The organism is Pseudoalteromonas sp. 68 DY56-GL68 (genome assembly GCF_041414825.1).
Taxonomy (GTDB): Bacteria; Pseudomonadota; Gammaproteobacteria; order Enterobacterales; family Alteromonadaceae; genus Pseudoalteromonas.
Map to the genome: position 1 here is coordinate 523,369 of NZ_JAOCZL010000006.1, position 14,901 is coordinate 538,269.

The 14,901-nt window shown below is 40.7% G+C and carries 11 protein-coding genes and 3 pseudogenes; 8 read left to right on the forward strand and 6 right to left on the reverse strand.

Annotated elements, in window-relative coordinates:
* Positions 1 to 25: 25 nt before the first annotated feature.
* The 3 genes and pseudogenes from NYF15_RS03170 (at position 26) to NYF15_RS03180 (ending at position 2,431) form a co-directional block, all read left to right on the forward strand.
* Positions 26 to 1,762, forward strand: coding sequence for a hypothetical protein (locus NYF15_RS03170; RefSeq protein WP_371352764.1), 1,737 nt, complete (start codon positions 26 to 28; stop codon positions 1,760 to 1,762).
* Between the two features lie 151 nt (positions 1,763 to 1,913).
* Positions 1,914 to 2,168, forward strand: a complete 255-nt coding sequence (locus NYF15_RS03175) for a type II toxin-antitoxin system Phd/YefM family antitoxin (protein ID WP_371352765.1) — start codon at positions 1,914 to 1,916, stop codon at positions 2,166 to 2,168.
* Positions 2,161 to 2,431: pseudogene (locus tag NYF15_RS03180) on the forward strand (Txe/YoeB family addiction module toxin). The gene NYF15_RS03175 and the pseudogene NYF15_RS03180 overlap by 8 nt, the downstream one beginning before the upstream one ends.
* 30 nt (positions 2,432 to 2,461) lie before the next feature.
* On the opposite strand, the gene NYF15_RS03185 reads toward NYF15_RS03180, so the two are convergent.
* The 3 genes from NYF15_RS03185 to NYF15_RS03195 all read right to left on the reverse strand — a co-directional run bounded on the left by NYF15_RS03185 (position 2,462) and on the right by NYF15_RS03195 (position 5,385).
* A complete protein-coding gene (locus tag NYF15_RS03185; RefSeq protein ID WP_237118945.1) occupies positions 2,462 to 2,998 on the reverse strand; it encodes an RNA methyltransferase in 537 nt (178 codons plus the stop codon).
* Positions 2,998 to 3,495: a YcgN family cysteine cluster protein gene (locus tag NYF15_RS03190; protein WP_371352766.1), complete on the reverse strand. Its 498-nt coding sequence runs from the start codon at positions 3,493 to 3,495 to the stop codon at positions 2,998 to 3,000. Before NYF15_RS03190 ends, NYF15_RS03185 begins: the two co-directional genes overlap by 1 nt.
* 66 nt (positions 3,496 to 3,561) lie before the next feature.
* On the reverse strand, positions 3,562 to 5,385 hold the full coding sequence (locus NYF15_RS03195) for a DUF885 family protein (RefSeq protein WP_371352767.1): 1,824 nt from the start codon (positions 5,383 to 5,385) through the stop codon (positions 3,562 to 3,564).
* A gap of 147 nt (positions 5,386 to 5,532) precedes the next feature.
* Between NYF15_RS03195 and NYF15_RS03200 the strand changes: the two genes are divergently transcribed.
* The 4 genes and pseudogenes from NYF15_RS03200 to NYF15_RS03215 all read left to right on the forward strand — a co-directional run.
* Entirely contained in the window at positions 5,533 to 6,801 is a 1,269-nt protein-coding gene (locus NYF15_RS03200) for an amidohydrolase family protein (RefSeq protein ID WP_062568049.1), read from the forward strand.
* A 199-nt stretch (positions 6,802 to 7,000) separates the two neighbouring features.
* Positions 7,001 to 9,409 (forward strand): TonB-dependent receptor, encoded by a 2,409-nt coding sequence (locus NYF15_RS03205; RefSeq protein ID WP_371352768.1) that lies wholly within the window; start codon positions 7,001 to 7,003, stop codon positions 9,407 to 9,409.
* 311 nt (positions 9,410 to 9,720) lie between these two features.
* Positions 9,721 to 10,308 carry a hypothetical protein gene (locus NYF15_RS03210; RefSeq protein ID WP_371352769.1) on the forward strand — a complete coding sequence of 196 codons (588 nt, stop codon included), beginning with the start codon at positions 9,721 to 9,723 and terminating at the stop codon, positions 10,306 to 10,308.
* Between the two features lie 34 nt (positions 10,309 to 10,342).
* Positions 10,343 to 10,582 (forward strand): annotated as a pseudogene (locus NYF15_RS03215) (hypothetical protein); the annotation flags it as partial.
* A gap of 140 nt (positions 10,583 to 10,722) precedes the next feature.
* Here NYF15_RS03215 and NYF15_RS03220 read toward each other — a convergent pair.
* The 3 genes and pseudogenes from NYF15_RS03220 to adhP all read right to left on the reverse strand — a co-directional run bounded on the left by NYF15_RS03220 (position 10,723) and on the right by adhP (position 13,965).
* Positions 10,723 to 11,337 (reverse strand): TOPRIM nucleotidyl transferase/hydrolase domain-containing protein, encoded by a 615-nt coding sequence (locus tag NYF15_RS03220; RefSeq protein ID WP_371352970.1) that lies wholly within the window; start codon positions 11,335 to 11,337, stop codon positions 10,723 to 10,725.
* Positions 11,338 to 11,391: 54 nt separating this feature from the next.
* Positions 11,392 to 12,543: pseudogene (locus NYF15_RS03225) on the reverse strand (AAA family ATPase); the annotation flags it as partial.
* A 411-nt stretch (positions 12,544 to 12,954) separates the two neighbouring features.
* Complete coding sequence (gene adhP / locus NYF15_RS03230; protein WP_237118949.1) at positions 12,955 to 13,965, reverse strand: alcohol dehydrogenase AdhP; 1,011 nt, start codon at positions 13,963 to 13,965, stop codon at positions 12,955 to 12,957.
* 258 nt (positions 13,966 to 14,223) lie between these two features.
* Here adhP and NYF15_RS03235 point away from each other — a divergent pair, with 258 nt between their 5' ends.
* The gene (locus NYF15_RS03235) at positions 14,224 to 14,778 is read left to right on the forward strand and encodes a GbsR/MarR family transcriptional regulator (protein ID WP_062568054.1); all 555 of its coding nucleotides are present in this window, start codon (positions 14,224 to 14,226) and stop codon (positions 14,776 to 14,778) included.
* Positions 14,779 to 14,901 lie beyond the last annotated feature (123 nt).

Below are 14,901 nucleotides of genomic sequence, written 5' to 3' on the forward strand. Positions count from 1 at the left end.
TAATTATTAAAAAGGAATTTATGCTATGAATAGCAAACTTCTTGCAGGAGGCGCAGTCGCTATTGTCGCTGGCGCGTTCCTCTATTCACAAAGTAATACAAGCGTTAATGTAGAGTTGTCGCAACTTCAGCACGTCCCTGCCGACACGCCAATTTTTTACGGTCAATTAAAACCATTTCCGTATGCAAAATACTTTGAGCTTATGCCGAGTGCAATGAAAGGCGGCAACGATTTAACGCCCGTTGTTGCTCAGCTAAGAACGAGTGGCGATCCAAATGCCCTATTTATTGCAGCCCTTTTAGAAAAGTACCAAACATCGTTAACGTCATATGACACGTTCAAGTCTACATGGGGATTTAGCGATGAATCTATGGGATTATTTTACAGCCAAGGATTAATGCCGATATTTCGTATTAAAGTGGGTGAGCAAACTGCACTTTTAAATAGCATTAAAGAGTCTGCTGATGAAGCGGGTATTGCCTACTCTGATGAGTCTTTACAAGGTGTCACTTACACACAATTTGCACTCACTTTAGATGGTATCGATGATATTCATCTGATTGCATCTGCAACAGATAATTGGGTAACACTCACTTTGAGTAGTCCCTTAACAAACGAGCAAGACTTACGAATTGCTTTAGGGGTTGAAAAGCCTGTTAAATCATTAGCAGATACCGATAAACTGGCAACGCTTATCAATACTTTTTCATTGGATGGAAATTCTGTAGGCTATGTTGATCATCAACGGATTGCTAACGCCCTTACTGGTAAAGAAAACTCTCGCTTACATCAAATGCTAAAAGAGTTACTTAATAAAGCACAGCAAGACAATGCATTAGCGGCTATTTCAACCCCTGAATGCCAAGATGACATCGCCACCATTGCGGCTAAATGGCCTGCAACTGTGTCAGGGACTACAAAAACACGTATCACTACTGATTACGCCAACTTTGATGTAAAAGCTGTTCTACAAAGTACAGATCAAGACTTACTAAATACTCTACAAGCAATACGTGGCTTCGTGCCAAAACACACTACACAACTTGACGGTCAAGTTTTAAGTGTTGCCTATGGTGTTGATGTCGCAAAAGTAATGCCGCTTTCCAATACACTCACGGGTGCAATTAAGTCAGCTGAGTTTAACTGTGGCCCAATTGTCGCACTACAAAATGAAATGCAAGATGTGAGCACTGCAGGGCTTGCCATGATGTCAGGCTTTGCAAATGGCGTACAAGGCATGAGTGTGAGCGTTCAAGATGCTGCATTTACTATTGATGACTACCAAGGGCCACAAATTGATAAGCTTGATGCTATCGTTACCCTATCAGCTACCGATGCCCATGGTTTGTATTCGATTGCGCAAGGTTTCGTCCCACCACTTGCCAATATAAAACTGCCTGCCAATGGTGATGCGGTGCTGATCAACGAATACATTCCCTCACCAGTGCCACTTAACTTTGACATTAAAATGGCGCTAAAGGGCAATCATATTGTGATTTTCACTGGTGATAAGTCAGCACAAATTGCCGATACTTTAGAATCACAAAGTGTCACTAAAAATGGCTTTGTGAACATGGCATTTGACGTTCAAAAAATTCTTTTACCTTTGCTAGATAGCGTTGCAGCAACCGGTCAATTAAGTGATGAAGAAATGGCTGAACTTGATTCACTACGTCATCAACCTGTTAGTGTTTATTTTGCCACCGACATCACTGATAACGGTATTAACATGGAAAGTAATGTACAAATCACAAAAGAGTGATTAATTTAATTAAATACACAAAGAGCGCAATTTAGCGCTCTTTTTTACACTCTCTTTCAGTACTATAAACCCCACTTCATGTTTAACTCACTGTATATGTAGATAACTAAAGACTATACTTGTTCCATTAAATGTACATGTTGAGGTTATTATGAGAATCGTATCTTTTACTGAAGCTAAAAATGGTCTCAAAGCTGTTTTGGATGGTGTAGTTAATGATGCTGATACAACAGTTATTACCCGTCGTGATTCTGAAGATGCCGTGGTTATGTCTTTGGATTACTACAATAGCCTTATGGAAACAGTTCACTTATTACGTTCACCTAAAAACGCTGAACATCTAATCCGTTCGATTACACAGTACCGTGCTGGTAAAACAACAGCACGAGAGTTAATTGATGAATGATAGTCAACGATTACTGTCGTGGACTGATGACTCATGGGATGACTACCTGTATTGGCAATACTCAAGACAAGAAAACACTCAAGCGGATCAACAAACTCATTAATGATGTTAAGCGTTCAGCATTTGAGGGCATCGGAAAACCAGAGCCGTTAAAAGAGAACTTATCTGGTTTTTAGTCTCATCGTATTGATGATACTAACAGGCTGGTTTACGCAGTCGATGATCAAGCGATAACGATAATTTCGTGTCTTTACCACTATTAAATCTGGCGCTAACAAAGCTATTATGAGTGATTACTCAGTGTCGGCTTTCTCAGATTGATTTGGTTGCCATTTAAGTGAGTTGTTAGTGTCTCGACTATTGCAAATGGTGTCGTTTGAACTCTCAATACCACCGAGTTTGGCAAGTCGGTCGTACAGCACAACATTGCAGGTTGCAGCTAGGTTCATACAGCCTATGGTTGGCACATACACTACTTCATCACACCACTTCAGCACGTCTTTACTGACCGAACCATCTTCAGGGCCAAACACATAAAATGCGTTTTCAGGGTGCTTAAATTCAGGCAGTGGCGTTGCACCTTCAACCAGCTCAATCACCACCGTTGTGGCACCTTCAGGCTTGGCTTGTTCTAGGCTTTCAACTTGGGTTAGTGGAATATGCTCAAGCACATTTTTGGTATCGGTATGGTACTTATTAGCGCGTAAATAGCGGCTACCAGTAAAAAACACTTGCTTGGCATTATAACACCCAGCGGCGCGTAGCACCCCACCCACATTGGTTGGGCTTTTTGGGTTTAACAGGCCAATGCTTGCTTTAAGGGCGCTCATTAATCAATGTCTCTGGTTGGCCACTCGGCGACGTAAAGGTCAAAGTCATCTAGGTCGACATCACAGTCTTTCACTGTTTTGTCACGCACAGAAATACCCAGTTGATGCATCATATCTTTACTGCCACCGTTCAGTAATGGGTGCCAAGAAGCAAGGCCACGACCTTCGTAAAGACGGCGGTAGCTACAGCTTTGCGGCATAAAAAAGATATCTTTTAGGTTTTCTTTAGTGAGTTTTACACACGAAGGCACCAAGGTTTGGCGGTTCGCATATTCGCTACACCCACAGGTGTCGTTGTCTAGGTATTGGCAAACGATATTAGTGAAGATCAGTTCTTCACCCTCGCGAAGTTGATCCGTTGCGGTAAATTCATCTTCGTCTTCACTGTCAATAAATGTATTTAAACAACATTTACCACAGCCGTCACAAATGGCTTCCCATTCGGGTTGTGACATTTGCTCAAGCGAGCGCTTAAGCCAAAATTGTTCTTCTAACATGGTATTACTCAAAGCCCCTAAACAGCGCGCATTCTAGCGTAAAGCCAGCATGCGCGCAAAGTTTAGCTATTTTTGCTCGTTAACCCAACGCTTAATTTTCTCTTCAAGAATTGGCATTGGTAATGCGCCATCAATCAGCACTTGCGTATGGAAGGCTTTAATATCGAACTTATCGCCTAGCTCTTTACTCGCGTAGTCACGTAGTTCTTGGATTTTGAACTGACCTAACTTGTACGAGAGCGCTTGGCCAGGCCATGCAATATAACGCTCAACTTCGGCAATAATATCACTTTCGGCCATTGATGAGTTAGCCAACATGTAATCAATACCTTGTTGACGTGTCCAACCTTTCGCATGAAAACCAGTATCAAGCACTAAGCGCATTGCACGTAATTGCTCATCCGATAAACGGCCGTACCACATGTAAGGGTCAGTGAATAAGCCAAGTTCTTTACCTAAGCTTTCTGCATATAGTGCCCATCCTTCTGCAAATACCGTGTAGCCACCAAATTTACGAAACAGCGGTAATCCTTCAATTTCTTGCTGCAAGGCAATTTGAAAGTGATGGCCTGGTGCTGCTTCGTGAATAGACAGGGTTTCAAGTAAAAACTTAGGCTGTGCTTTTAGGTTAAAAGTATTGATATAGAAAATACCTGGGCGCGAACCATCAGGTGCTGGTGATTGGTAAGAAGCACCCGCCGCTGATTCTGCGCGGAAATCTTCAACTGCTTTTACTATATATGGTGCTTTTGGCGCAATATCGAACATTTGCGGCAGCTTAGCATCGATTTTTTCTTTTACTGCTTCGTACGCGGCAATTAGCTCTTCTGGCGTATCGTAGTAAAACTCATCTGAGGTTCTTAGGTGTTCAAAAAACGCTTTTAAATCGCCTTCGAAACCCACAGTCTCTTTGACTTTTTTCATTTCAGATAAAATGCGCGATACTTCGCTTAAGCCAATTTCATGAATTTCATCGGCATTTAGGCTCAGCGTTGTATGCTGTTTAATTTGATACTCATACCATGCTTTGCCATTTGGCAGCTCACTGTAACCAATGCTTTCACGGGCATTTGGAATGTATTCATTCGCTAAAAAGTCAGCCATTTTTTGATACGCAGGCACTAAACGCTCGCTGATCATCGCCGTGTATTCGCTTGTTAGCTGTGTTTTTTGTTCGTCGCTAAATGACTCAGGTAACTGAGCAATTGGCCCCCAGAATAATGACTCTTCTGGTTTTTCTACGATATGAGTTTGAAATTGCGGTAATAGTTTTTCAGCAAGCGGTTTAGGAAGAACCACTTTGTCTTTCATGCCTTGGCGCATTGATTGCTCAACACTCTCTAGCCAAGCAATAAAGCCATCGGCACGCTTTTCAAATACTTGATAATCTTCAACCGTGTTAAAAGGCTGTGCGCTTTGCCCAGAACCTAAAGCTGCAAAGGTATTATGCGCCCCGCCCATTTGATTAATTGGCATTAAGTAACTTGGAAACTGAGCGCCTTCAATCGCAAGGTCTAAATCGCGCGCTAGAATTTCGTAGCTCAATAATGACTGACCTGTTAATTGCGCTTTGTCGATATTTGCTAGTTTGTTTTTGTATGCTTTAACAAAGTTAAGCTGCTCGTCACGGTTTGCTTTATTGATAGGTGCAATAAATTGGTCGTTATATTCGCTGCGACCGATATAAGTGCCGCCGATAGGGTTAAACTGTAAACCATCTTCAAAGTAATCGGCTAATAGTGTGTCGAGTTGTGCTGAGGGTGCTTCTGCTTGCGTCGTAGTTTGTGCGTTTTCAGTCGTCGGCTTTTCATTTTTAGAAGCAGGTTCGTTACAACCAACTAATGCAAATAGAACTGCCGAACTGATTATTGCTAATTTTATATTTTTCATTCTTTCCTTGCCCTGATAGTGATTACAGATAAATTATGCGGCTTTAGCTTGCTAATAAGCAAGTATCCCTGCAATTTATCGCAGTTTATTTACACTATGCAAAGTGGTTGCTAGAGTTGCGATTCGACTATCTAACTTTGAATAAAAATGAAAAAGACTCTGCTATCAATAAGCCTTGGCTTAACAGGCTTTATATCAATGAATATAAATGCTGCAACCTATATATCTGCAAAAGAAATGGTTGATGTTCATTCAGGAAAACTGATTAAATCACCACTTATTAGTATAGAAAATGGTCAAATAACAAGTGTAGATAGTAATAAAGAACCACGGCTAAAAGAGGGTGATAAACATATACAGTTGCCTGAACTAACCTTAGTGCCTGGTTTAATGGATATGCATGTGCATTTAACGAGCGATCCAACTGTGCCGCGCAGCGAGCGAATTGGTCAATCGATTCCGCGTAAAGCGATTAAAGCGGCGCACTTTGCTGAAAAAACCTTATACGCAGGATTCACTTCTCTGCGTAACTTAGGTGCAGAAGGCTACAGTGTGATTGCTGTACGTGATGGTATTAATGCAGGCGACATTGTTGGTCCGCGTATTTGGGCTGCAGGTCCCTCACTCGGCGTGACGGGCGGTCACTGTGATAACAACCGTTTACCACCAGAAATGAAATACACCGCCGAAGGCGTTGCTGATGGCCCGTGGGCTGTGCGCGCTAAGGTACGCGAAAACATTAAATATGGTGCCAATGCGATTAAGTTTTGCGCAACAGGTGGGGTTTTCTCAAAAGGCACTAAGGTAGGTATTCAGCAGTATTCACAAGATGAAATGAACGCCATTGTGAACGAAGCACACCTACGCGGCCTTACCGCTGCGGCACATGCACATGGTACGAGTGGTATAAAAGCCGCAATCATTGCTGGTGTAGACAGTGTAGAACACGTTAGTTTTGTTGATGACGAGGCCATTAAACTTGCTAAAAAACATGGTACTTGGTTCTCAATGGATATTTATAACACTGAGTACACGCTTGCCTTCGGTGAACAAAACGGGGTTGCAGAAGAAAACCTCAACAAAGAGCGCCAAGTATCTAAAAAACAGCGTGATAGTTTCAGCCGTGCCGTTAAAGCGGGTGTGAATATGGTATTTGGTACCGATGCCGCAATTTACCCACATGGCGATAACGCTAAACAGTTTTCGCGTATGGTTGAGTTTGGTATGACGCCACTGCAAGCATTACAATCAGCGACAATTAATAGCGCTAAGCTGCTAAAAGTGGATGATCAACTTGGTCAAATCAAAAGCGGCTTTTTAGCCGACATCATTGCGGTTAAAGGCAACCCGCTTGAAAACATTGCCGTACTGGAAGATGTAAAATTTGTAATGAAAGACGGCAAAGTCTATAAATAAATTGTTTTACTGGCTTCTTATTTAGAAGCCAGCTCTCCCCTTTTTTAACCATTCACCGCTCACAAGTTAAATAAACTTTAACATAACATCTCTTTTTTGTATTAAAACGAAAAAAATACCTAATTTAGATAAATAAAACTTGAAATGAAAATAGCTCGCATTATCATTGCCAAAAATTTTCGACAAATTCCCCATAATAATGACATATAAATACTCAATTTTAGCCCTTGCCTGCTTAAGCGCATTCAATGCAAACGCCAACGATTTAGACTCAGTTGAGCGAATTACCGTTTACGACAAACAAAACCGTGTGGTGCTTGAATCTGGCCTTGCCACTAAATCAAATATGACCTTAATGGAAACGCCAGCCCCTGTTGTGGTTGTTGATCAAGAGCTTATCAACTCGCAAGGCGCTACAAATCTACAAGACTTAGTGCGTAACATCAGTGGTGTAACCCAAGCGGGTAACAACTACGGTATTGGCGATAACTTAGTGATCCGCGGTTTAGGGGCTAACTATACCTACGATGGCATGTACGGCGGTGCAGGCCTAGGCAACACTTTTAACCCAACCCGCTCAATGACCAATGTTGAATCTGTAGAAGTACTTAAAGGCCCTGCAACAGGCTTATATGGTATGGGTAGCGCAGGTGGTGTTATCAACCTAATCGAAAAGAAACCACAATTTACTGAAAAACACACCGTTAATGCAGAGCTTGGTCAATGGGATAGCTACTCACTAGGCTTTGATAGCACAGCTGCATTAACCGACAACCTTGCTTATCGCGTTAACGCAAAAACCGCTCGCAGTGATGGCTACCGCGACTTAAAAGACGACCGTGACGAAATTTATGGTGCGTTAAAATACGTATTAAGCGACAAACAAGACATCATGATTTCTGCCGCTTATATCAAAGATGCCATTGCTGTTGATTCAATTGGCCACCCTATTCGTATTTTTAACAGCGACTCAGTGAATGGTAAAACCGCAGGTGAAGTAACCGCTGCCGATTTAATTAACGATGCAACGTCAAAAGGCCTGCAACTAACCGAACAGCAACGCCAACAATTAGCTGACTCACTGGCAGCAAATGATGGCCTAACACCTTATACCTTTGGCCATAACGGTATTATCTCGCCAATGGCAAATGACAACGAAGGCGAAGAACTGCGCTTTAAGTTAACCCATAACTACTTTATTACTGATAATTTATTTTTAAATCAGCAATTACAATATCGTAATTACGAATCGAGCTTTGCCCGCCAAACGGGTGCTTATAACTATGTTTATTGGAACCGCAGAGGCGTGATCAATGCCGACCCGCGCGCTCCTTTAGTGGTTGATGACGTACTTTACCCATTTGCCGCGCGTCGCCAAGAATACCGCCAAGTAGAAGCAGACGAAAAATCATGGCAATACTTTGCTGACTTGCGCTATGACTTTAGCTTTGCCGGTATTGATAACGAACTACTTGTAAACGCCAACTACGAAGACCGCGATATTCGCTTTAAACAATATTCAATTTACGATGCTGATCAGGTCATTAAAAACAAAGATGGAGAGGTTATTTACCAAGGTCAATTACCTTACATTTTTGATATTCGTAACCCGAACTGGGGAGAAGGCAGCTTTTTTGATTACGACCCGCTAAAAACCAGCGATTACAACAAAAAGGTTCAGGCTTGGGGTGTGGGTATTCAACATGTTGCCTATATTCACGATACCTTTACAACCCGAGTAGGCGTTGCCTTTAACCGTATCAAACAAAGCTACGAGCACTTTGGTGTTGATGCACGCTACCGTGCAAGTGCCGCCGAGCCAACGCCAGAAGCAGATACATCAGACAGCGGTATGACCTACAACCTTGGTGCAACCTACAAACTTAGCGATGATATTTCGTTATTTGTAAACCACTCTAAAGGCCGTACAGCATACAGTGTGCTTGGCAGTGTATCGGGTAACGAAGCTGACCGCGATGACGCAGAATCAGTCAGTAACGACATTGGTATGCGTGTAAAAGCCTTTGAAGATCAACTACTAGCCTCACTTGTGATATTTGATAGTGCCCGTACAAACCTTGAGTATGCCAACCCAGATTACGAAGCCGGTGTGTCTGATCCATCAGTACCAAAGAGCTTTTACGATGGTGAAGAGCAAACCAAAGGCGTTGAGCTTGATTTAAATGCTGATTTAAACGAGCAGTGGAAACTTAACGTAAACGCGGTTTATCAAGACGCGCGCGATAAGCAAAATCCAAATTCATCAAGCTTTGATTCTCGCCAAAAGGGTGTGCCTTATGTAACAGCAAGCAGCTGGTTAAGCTATGACGCTAAATGGTTTGATTTAACCGAGCCACTTACAATTAGCGCAGGCGTACAATATGTTGATGATCGCAGCACTCATTCAACCTCGTTTGGCATTCCTGATGGTTACGTACCGAGCTACACAGTTTACGACGCCGCAATTCAATACCAAACAGATGATTGGAAACTACAGTTAAACCTAAATAACTTGTTTAACAAAACCTATTACTCAAAAGCAATGTTCTTAGGCGGAATGCCAGGAGAAGAGCGTAATGCTAAATTAACCTTTAGCTACACACTTTAATTGTGAAATAAGAGCAAAAAGCGCGGCTTAGTTGGGTCGCGCTTTTTTGTTTTAGAGCAACACCCCATTTAAAAATGAATGCGTTTCTTCTATTAACTGGTTTCACGAATTAGATATGCCACCTTTAAAATTGCACCGCAAAATTCTATTTGCTATTTTACACGCTCATAAATGGATAATTTAAGGATTTAAGGATGAACTCACTACAACAATACCCAATGCCAGATCGACCAAGTAACCCCAGCCCTTGAGAAATTGCTATTTATAATTATGAATTACTAGCCAAAAAATATAAAGTGGGATGGTAAATCATGAAGCTGTTCTCGTTAAAGCCTGTTACTAACTCTTACGACATGGTTGAGTGGGACATACTCTCATTCGCTGAAAAAATACAACCAATGTTGCCATCTAATCAAGATGCTTGCATGTTTCTTCTTGATATCCATATGAATAATGACTCTTTATTAGAATACTGGCCTGAAGATTATGAGTTATCATTTTTACCTGGTTATCTAAAGGATAACTACGATATCAGTATCATGGATGGATTTATCGCTCTTCGTATGAATGCTTATGATGTTTTAAAAGATTTATTAGCTCCTTTAGGTGAGTTCATTGAAACAAAAGCTGATGGTGAACCAATTGTGATTTTTAACTTGCGTACATTTGGTCAAGAAGATGAGACTAAATGTGAGCGTGAATATCTAGATGGCTATCCTCTGGATTATATAAAAATTGCTTTCATCTATGATGATGTAGAAAATAAACCTGTATTTAAAAGTAAGTTAACAGGTGGTTCTCGTTTATTTTGTACTGATAAGTTTAAATCTGCCGTCGAAGCTAATAATTTGACTGGTGTCTTTATTGACGAAGATCTCGATAATATATTTTCTCGTTAAGTAATGGTCAGTTTTTAGAAAGCTATGTCACAAAAACTCAACCTCGTTTGGCATTCCTGATGGCTACGTACCTAGCTACACGGTCTACGACGCCGCAATTCAATATCAAACAGATGATTGGAAACTACAGTTAAACCTAAATAACTTGTTTAACAAAACCTATTACTCAAAAGCAATGTTCTTAGGCGGAATGCCAGGAGAAGAGCGTAATGCTAAATTAACTTTTAGCTACACTTTAATTATGAATAAAGAGCAAAAAGCGCGACTTGGTTAAGCTGCGCTTTTTTGTCTCCGGGATTGATTGTAGTTTTGTTTTTTACAAAACGATTCTTGGAATAAATAAGCAAGTATTATATAAAGCTACTAGTAGGAGCACAGAATTGCTGCGACCTACTGTCTGGCTTTTTGATATCTTTATTTGCAAAATGCAAAAGTTACGATTTCCTTTAGCGTTGACTCGCATTTCTCAGTTAAATTTTGTTTACCATCGATGTAATCACGCACTCTTTTCCATGAATTAAAAGGCTTATCAGTAGACTTAACCGATTCATTTTGATCTAGATCCCAAAGAACATGTTCGAAAGTATCGTCAACTAATAGAACTCGGTCTACCGTTGCTATATTCGATATTTTAGCGTTAGCCTTGAATGGATGAATTGCTGCTTTCTCTTCCAATTCTGCATTAGAAAGACCTTTCCTGTCAGTATCGTGAATAACCCGATAATCTATATCCAGAGCGTTTAAAACTTTAGCTAATGCAGGTATTGTCCATTTACCTCCAGCCGAAACTACGGTGGTATCTTTATCTAGACTACCTTCAACTCCTAATTTTTGAGCTAATTCACCAATCATGCTAAATACTGCCACTTCCGTATCGCCTTCAACTATAACAACACGCTTTGCAAATAAGCTTTCGCAAACTGTAGGGTGGAAATCTAACGCAGCTCTTAATATTGTACGTTCATCATATTCTTCATTAACTTCAAAAATATTACTTTTTACTTCATGGACTTGCCGTTCATTTCCCATATTTCTTTTTATTAACTTAAGCGACTCAGGTTTATCTGCAAGATTTATCAGGAAAGGAGAATGTGTGGAACAAATAACTTGCCACTTAGGAGAATTTGACCTTTCTTGCAACGTTGATTTTAATCTCCGCATTAGATGAGGATGAATATAAAGCTCTGGCTCCTCATAGAGAACAATAACAGTTCTTTGCTCACCTGAAACTTCAGATTCTATTGCAGCATTACTTTCCAGCATTGCGAAAGCTAAAGCCCTCTGAACACCACTTCCCTGATATTGAAGACTCGTTTCAATTTCTTCGTCTACGAGAAAGGTTGCAGCTTTCATAAATAAAGGTTCGATGTCAATATCACCAACTGCAAGCCTTACCTTTGAATCAAAATCTAAAATCTGATTCAGAGTACTTGAAACCTGCTCGAGTGCATCCCCCAACCCTTCTATTTCGGTACCATCCTCAGCTTGTCCCTTCAACTTATTCTGTAGTAATTCAGCCTTAGTGATGTAATCTTTGTAAGTATTATCATTCTTAACTTGTGGGAATAGTTTATTAGTAAAAAGAAATGAAAAAGGACTGTTATTGGTTGCTTTTAGCTCATCTTCTATTTTAAAGCTTGCAGGAACATACATTACATGTGGGACTGCTTGTTGTAACGAGTTTGCAAATTTCTTAACGTGCCAGTCTTCCGACTGAATAACATGCTCTGAATGATTAGTTAGGGCGTGTACTTCCAATTCAAAAGCCCTCTCTTTAAAAGCAGCTGCAGAAGTAATTCCCAACTCGTTAAATATCTTTTTACATGTCACATCTTTTTTTGCATTAGTGAAGCTTTCGTCAGACCATGGGAACTTATTTTCAGTATTATAAACAGAGTATTCGTAACTATAATCGGTCTGCTCTGCATTCCATTCCGCCGAAACACGAACTCTTAATCTGTCTCCGAAAAGTAATTTAGATATTGCAGGTTTGTTTTTTTCCCAATCTTCGAGAGCGCCAAATTCACATATTATTTCCATTATTTGATCTGATGCCTTTTGACCTGGCCAATCTTCTAATTTTGGTTTTTTATTATCAAGAACCAAATGGATAGCATTTAGTATTGTCTATTTACCGATATTGTTTGGCCCAACAAGGGTTGTGAAGTCGTTGATATCAATTTCAGCAAATCCAATCCCTCTAAAATTGCGTATGATAAGTTTTTCTAATTTCAAGATTCTCTCCCTGTTCCTAAGTTACTATAAAAATTAAATTTTAGTATTTCTCAATATGTAGCTTGTCTCGAACGGTCACTTATTGGACTGAGCTGCAACTTGCTCAATATGCAAAAGTTGGTGTTGTTTATGCTATGGGTTTACTAAAAATAGACTTTAAAGAAGTTCTAGCTCGCTTAGCTAGTTTGATCTGCTTAGCGATTATTTAAGCTTTCCCTGCGCTACTCAGCGTATATTCAGTTTTCATTACAGCTAACTTTAGCTAGATATGCAATTTTATTTTTATAGATAAAAAGTGGATGTTAGGAAGAAATGTATCAGGTTAACTCATTGATCCTATGTGTAATGAAAACTGCCAGATTCAATTGAACAACTCAATCAAACCTGACAGTACTTGATATAAGGCTCAACTTAAAGCGTCATCACAATACGGCCTGTGATGTCACCTTTTAGCATGTCGTCAAAAATATCGTTAATATCTTCGAGGCGCTTTTCTTCAATAATTGCTTTAACTTTACCTTTGGCTGCAAAGTCGAGGCATTCTTGTAAGTCTTTACGCGTGCCTACGATTGAGCCCACAACAGACACACCATTTAATACGGTATCGAAAATTGGCAATGGCATATCTTCAGGTGGTAAACCTACAAGCACACATTTACCGCCACGGCGTACACTTTTGTAGGCTTGCTCAAAACCTGGTTTTGATACTGCTGTACATACAACACCATGTGCACCACCCACTTGCTCAAAAATAGTTTCTGATGGTACTTGCTTCATAAAATCAATGGTAATATCTGCTCCAAGCTCTTTAGCAAGGTTAAGTTTGCTTTCGCCAGTATCAACGGCAATTACATTAAAGCCCATTGCTTTTGCGTACTGCACCGCTAAGTGGCCAAGTCCACCCACACCAACTATAGCAACCCAATCACCTGCTTTCGCACCCGTTACTTTTAATGCTTTGTACGTCGTAACACCGGCACAAAATAATGGCGCAGCTTCTGCAAAGCCTAACCCGTCTGGTACTTTTACAACAAAGTCACCATGTGCAACACAATATTCAGCGTAACCACCGTCTATTGAATAACCTGTATTGTGCTGCTCAAGACACAAGGTTTCTTTGCCTTCTAAGCAGTAATCACAATGCCCGCATGCACTATACAGCCAAGGGATCCCTACTCTATCGCCTACAGACAAGTGCTTTATATTAGCCCCTACCTTTTCAATTGTACCGACCCCTTCGTGGCCAGGTACTAATGGCATTTTAGGTTTTACAGGCCAATCTCCGTGGCATGCATGTAAATCAGTGTGGCACACACCGCACGCCGCTATTTTAACTAACACGTCATTTATCCCTACCTCAGGGCATGGAATATCTTCAATAGTTAGCTTACCTTTGTATTCTTTATTTACTGCAGCTTTCATAACGTTCCTCCGTGGTATTATTTTGATTGAGCACTTTGAGCCTATACGATAACGCAAACTATTGTCACCAATATTGATACAGATCAAGTTGTTTATTTTTCGTACAGGATATAGTTTTCTGCTTAACTCTTAGTAAAATCAACTGACTAGCTCAAAATTTAGACTTTAGTCGCGTAACATCGAATAGTGGCTATTTCTTTTAGTTATACCAACACCGTGCTAGCATTAAATTTCTGAAGTTTTTGAATACTAAAAATTATGAGCCTATCTGAAAAAAATCTAGCTTTTGTAATGCACTGTGGCGAAATGGGTAGCCGTTGGGGCTTTAACCGCACCATTGGTCAAATGTGTGGTTTGCTCACCATTACGAAAGAGCCGATGACCGCCAATGAAATTGCCGACACCCTAAGTATTTCACGTGGTAACGTGAGTATGGGCATTAAAGAACTTCAGTCTTGGCGTTTAATTAAAGTGCATCATATTCCGGGCGACCGTAAAGAATACTACGGCCCTGCCGGCAGTATTTGGGACATGGCCAACCGCGTATTCGAAGAGCGTAAAAAACGTGAGATAGACCCAACTCTTAGCTTACTTCGTGATAATATTTTAGAAGAAGCCCACAACGATGATGAGCGCTTTGCTCAGCAGCAAATGCAAGAAATTCACGACCTACTCGAAACCGTTACAAAATGGTCGGCAGAGCTACAACGTTTGAGCCCTGAACAACTCCAAAGCCTAATGAAACTAGGATCGGGCATTGGCAAGGTACTTGATTTTAAAGATAAGATTTTGAAGAAGCCCGGAAAAGAGTAAGTTACGAGTTACTAGGAAAAAGTTTGCGAGTTTGACATCGTAGGCGTGAAACTTGTTTCGCGCGTTTGCTTGAAGGCAGTGCTTTAGCACGCAGTAAGTACGGATATGTGTCGCCGTAAGTGA

Excerpts from the sequence above, each read along its gene's own strand:
- NYF15_RS03170 (WP_371352764.1), top strand. The coding sequence starts at position 26 with ATGAATAGCAAACTTCTTGCAGGAGGCGCAGTCGCTATTGTCGCTGGC.
- NYF15_RS03175 (WP_371352765.1), top strand. The coding sequence starts at position 1,914 with ATGAGAATCGTATCTTTTACTGAAGCTAAAAATGGTCTCAAAGCTGTT.
- NYF15_RS03185 (WP_237118945.1), bottom strand. The coding sequence starts at position 2,998 with ATGAGCGCCCTTAAAGCAAGCATTGGCCTGTTAAACCCAAAAAGCCCA.
- NYF15_RS03190 (WP_371352766.1), bottom strand. The coding sequence starts at position 3,495 with ATGTTAGAAGAACAATTTTGGCTTAAGCGCTCGCTTGAGCAAATGTCA.
- NYF15_RS03195 (WP_371352767.1), bottom strand. The coding sequence starts at position 5,385 with ATGAAAAATATAAAATTAGCAATAATCAGTTCGGCAGTTCTATTTGCA.
- NYF15_RS03200 (WP_062568049.1), top strand. The coding sequence starts at position 5,533 with ATGAAAAAGACTCTGCTATCAATAAGCCTTGGCTTAACAGGCTTTATA.
- NYF15_RS03205 (WP_371352768.1), top strand. The coding sequence starts at position 7,001 with ATGACATATAAATACTCAATTTTAGCCCTTGCCTGCTTAAGCGCATTC.
- NYF15_RS03210 (WP_371352769.1), top strand. The coding sequence starts at position 9,721 with ATGAAGCTGTTCTCGTTAAAGCCTGTTACTAACTCTTACGACATGGTT.
- NYF15_RS03220 (WP_371352970.1), bottom strand. The coding sequence starts at position 11,337 with ATGGGAAATGAACGGCAAGTCCATGAAGTAAAAAGTAATATTTTTGAA.
- adhP (WP_237118949.1), bottom strand. The coding sequence starts at position 13,965 with ATGAAAGCTGCAGTAAATAAAGAATACAAAGGTAAGCTAACTATTGAA.
- NYF15_RS03235 (WP_062568054.1), top strand. The coding sequence starts at position 14,224 with ATGAGCCTATCTGAAAAAAATCTAGCTTTTGTAATGCACTGTGGCGAA.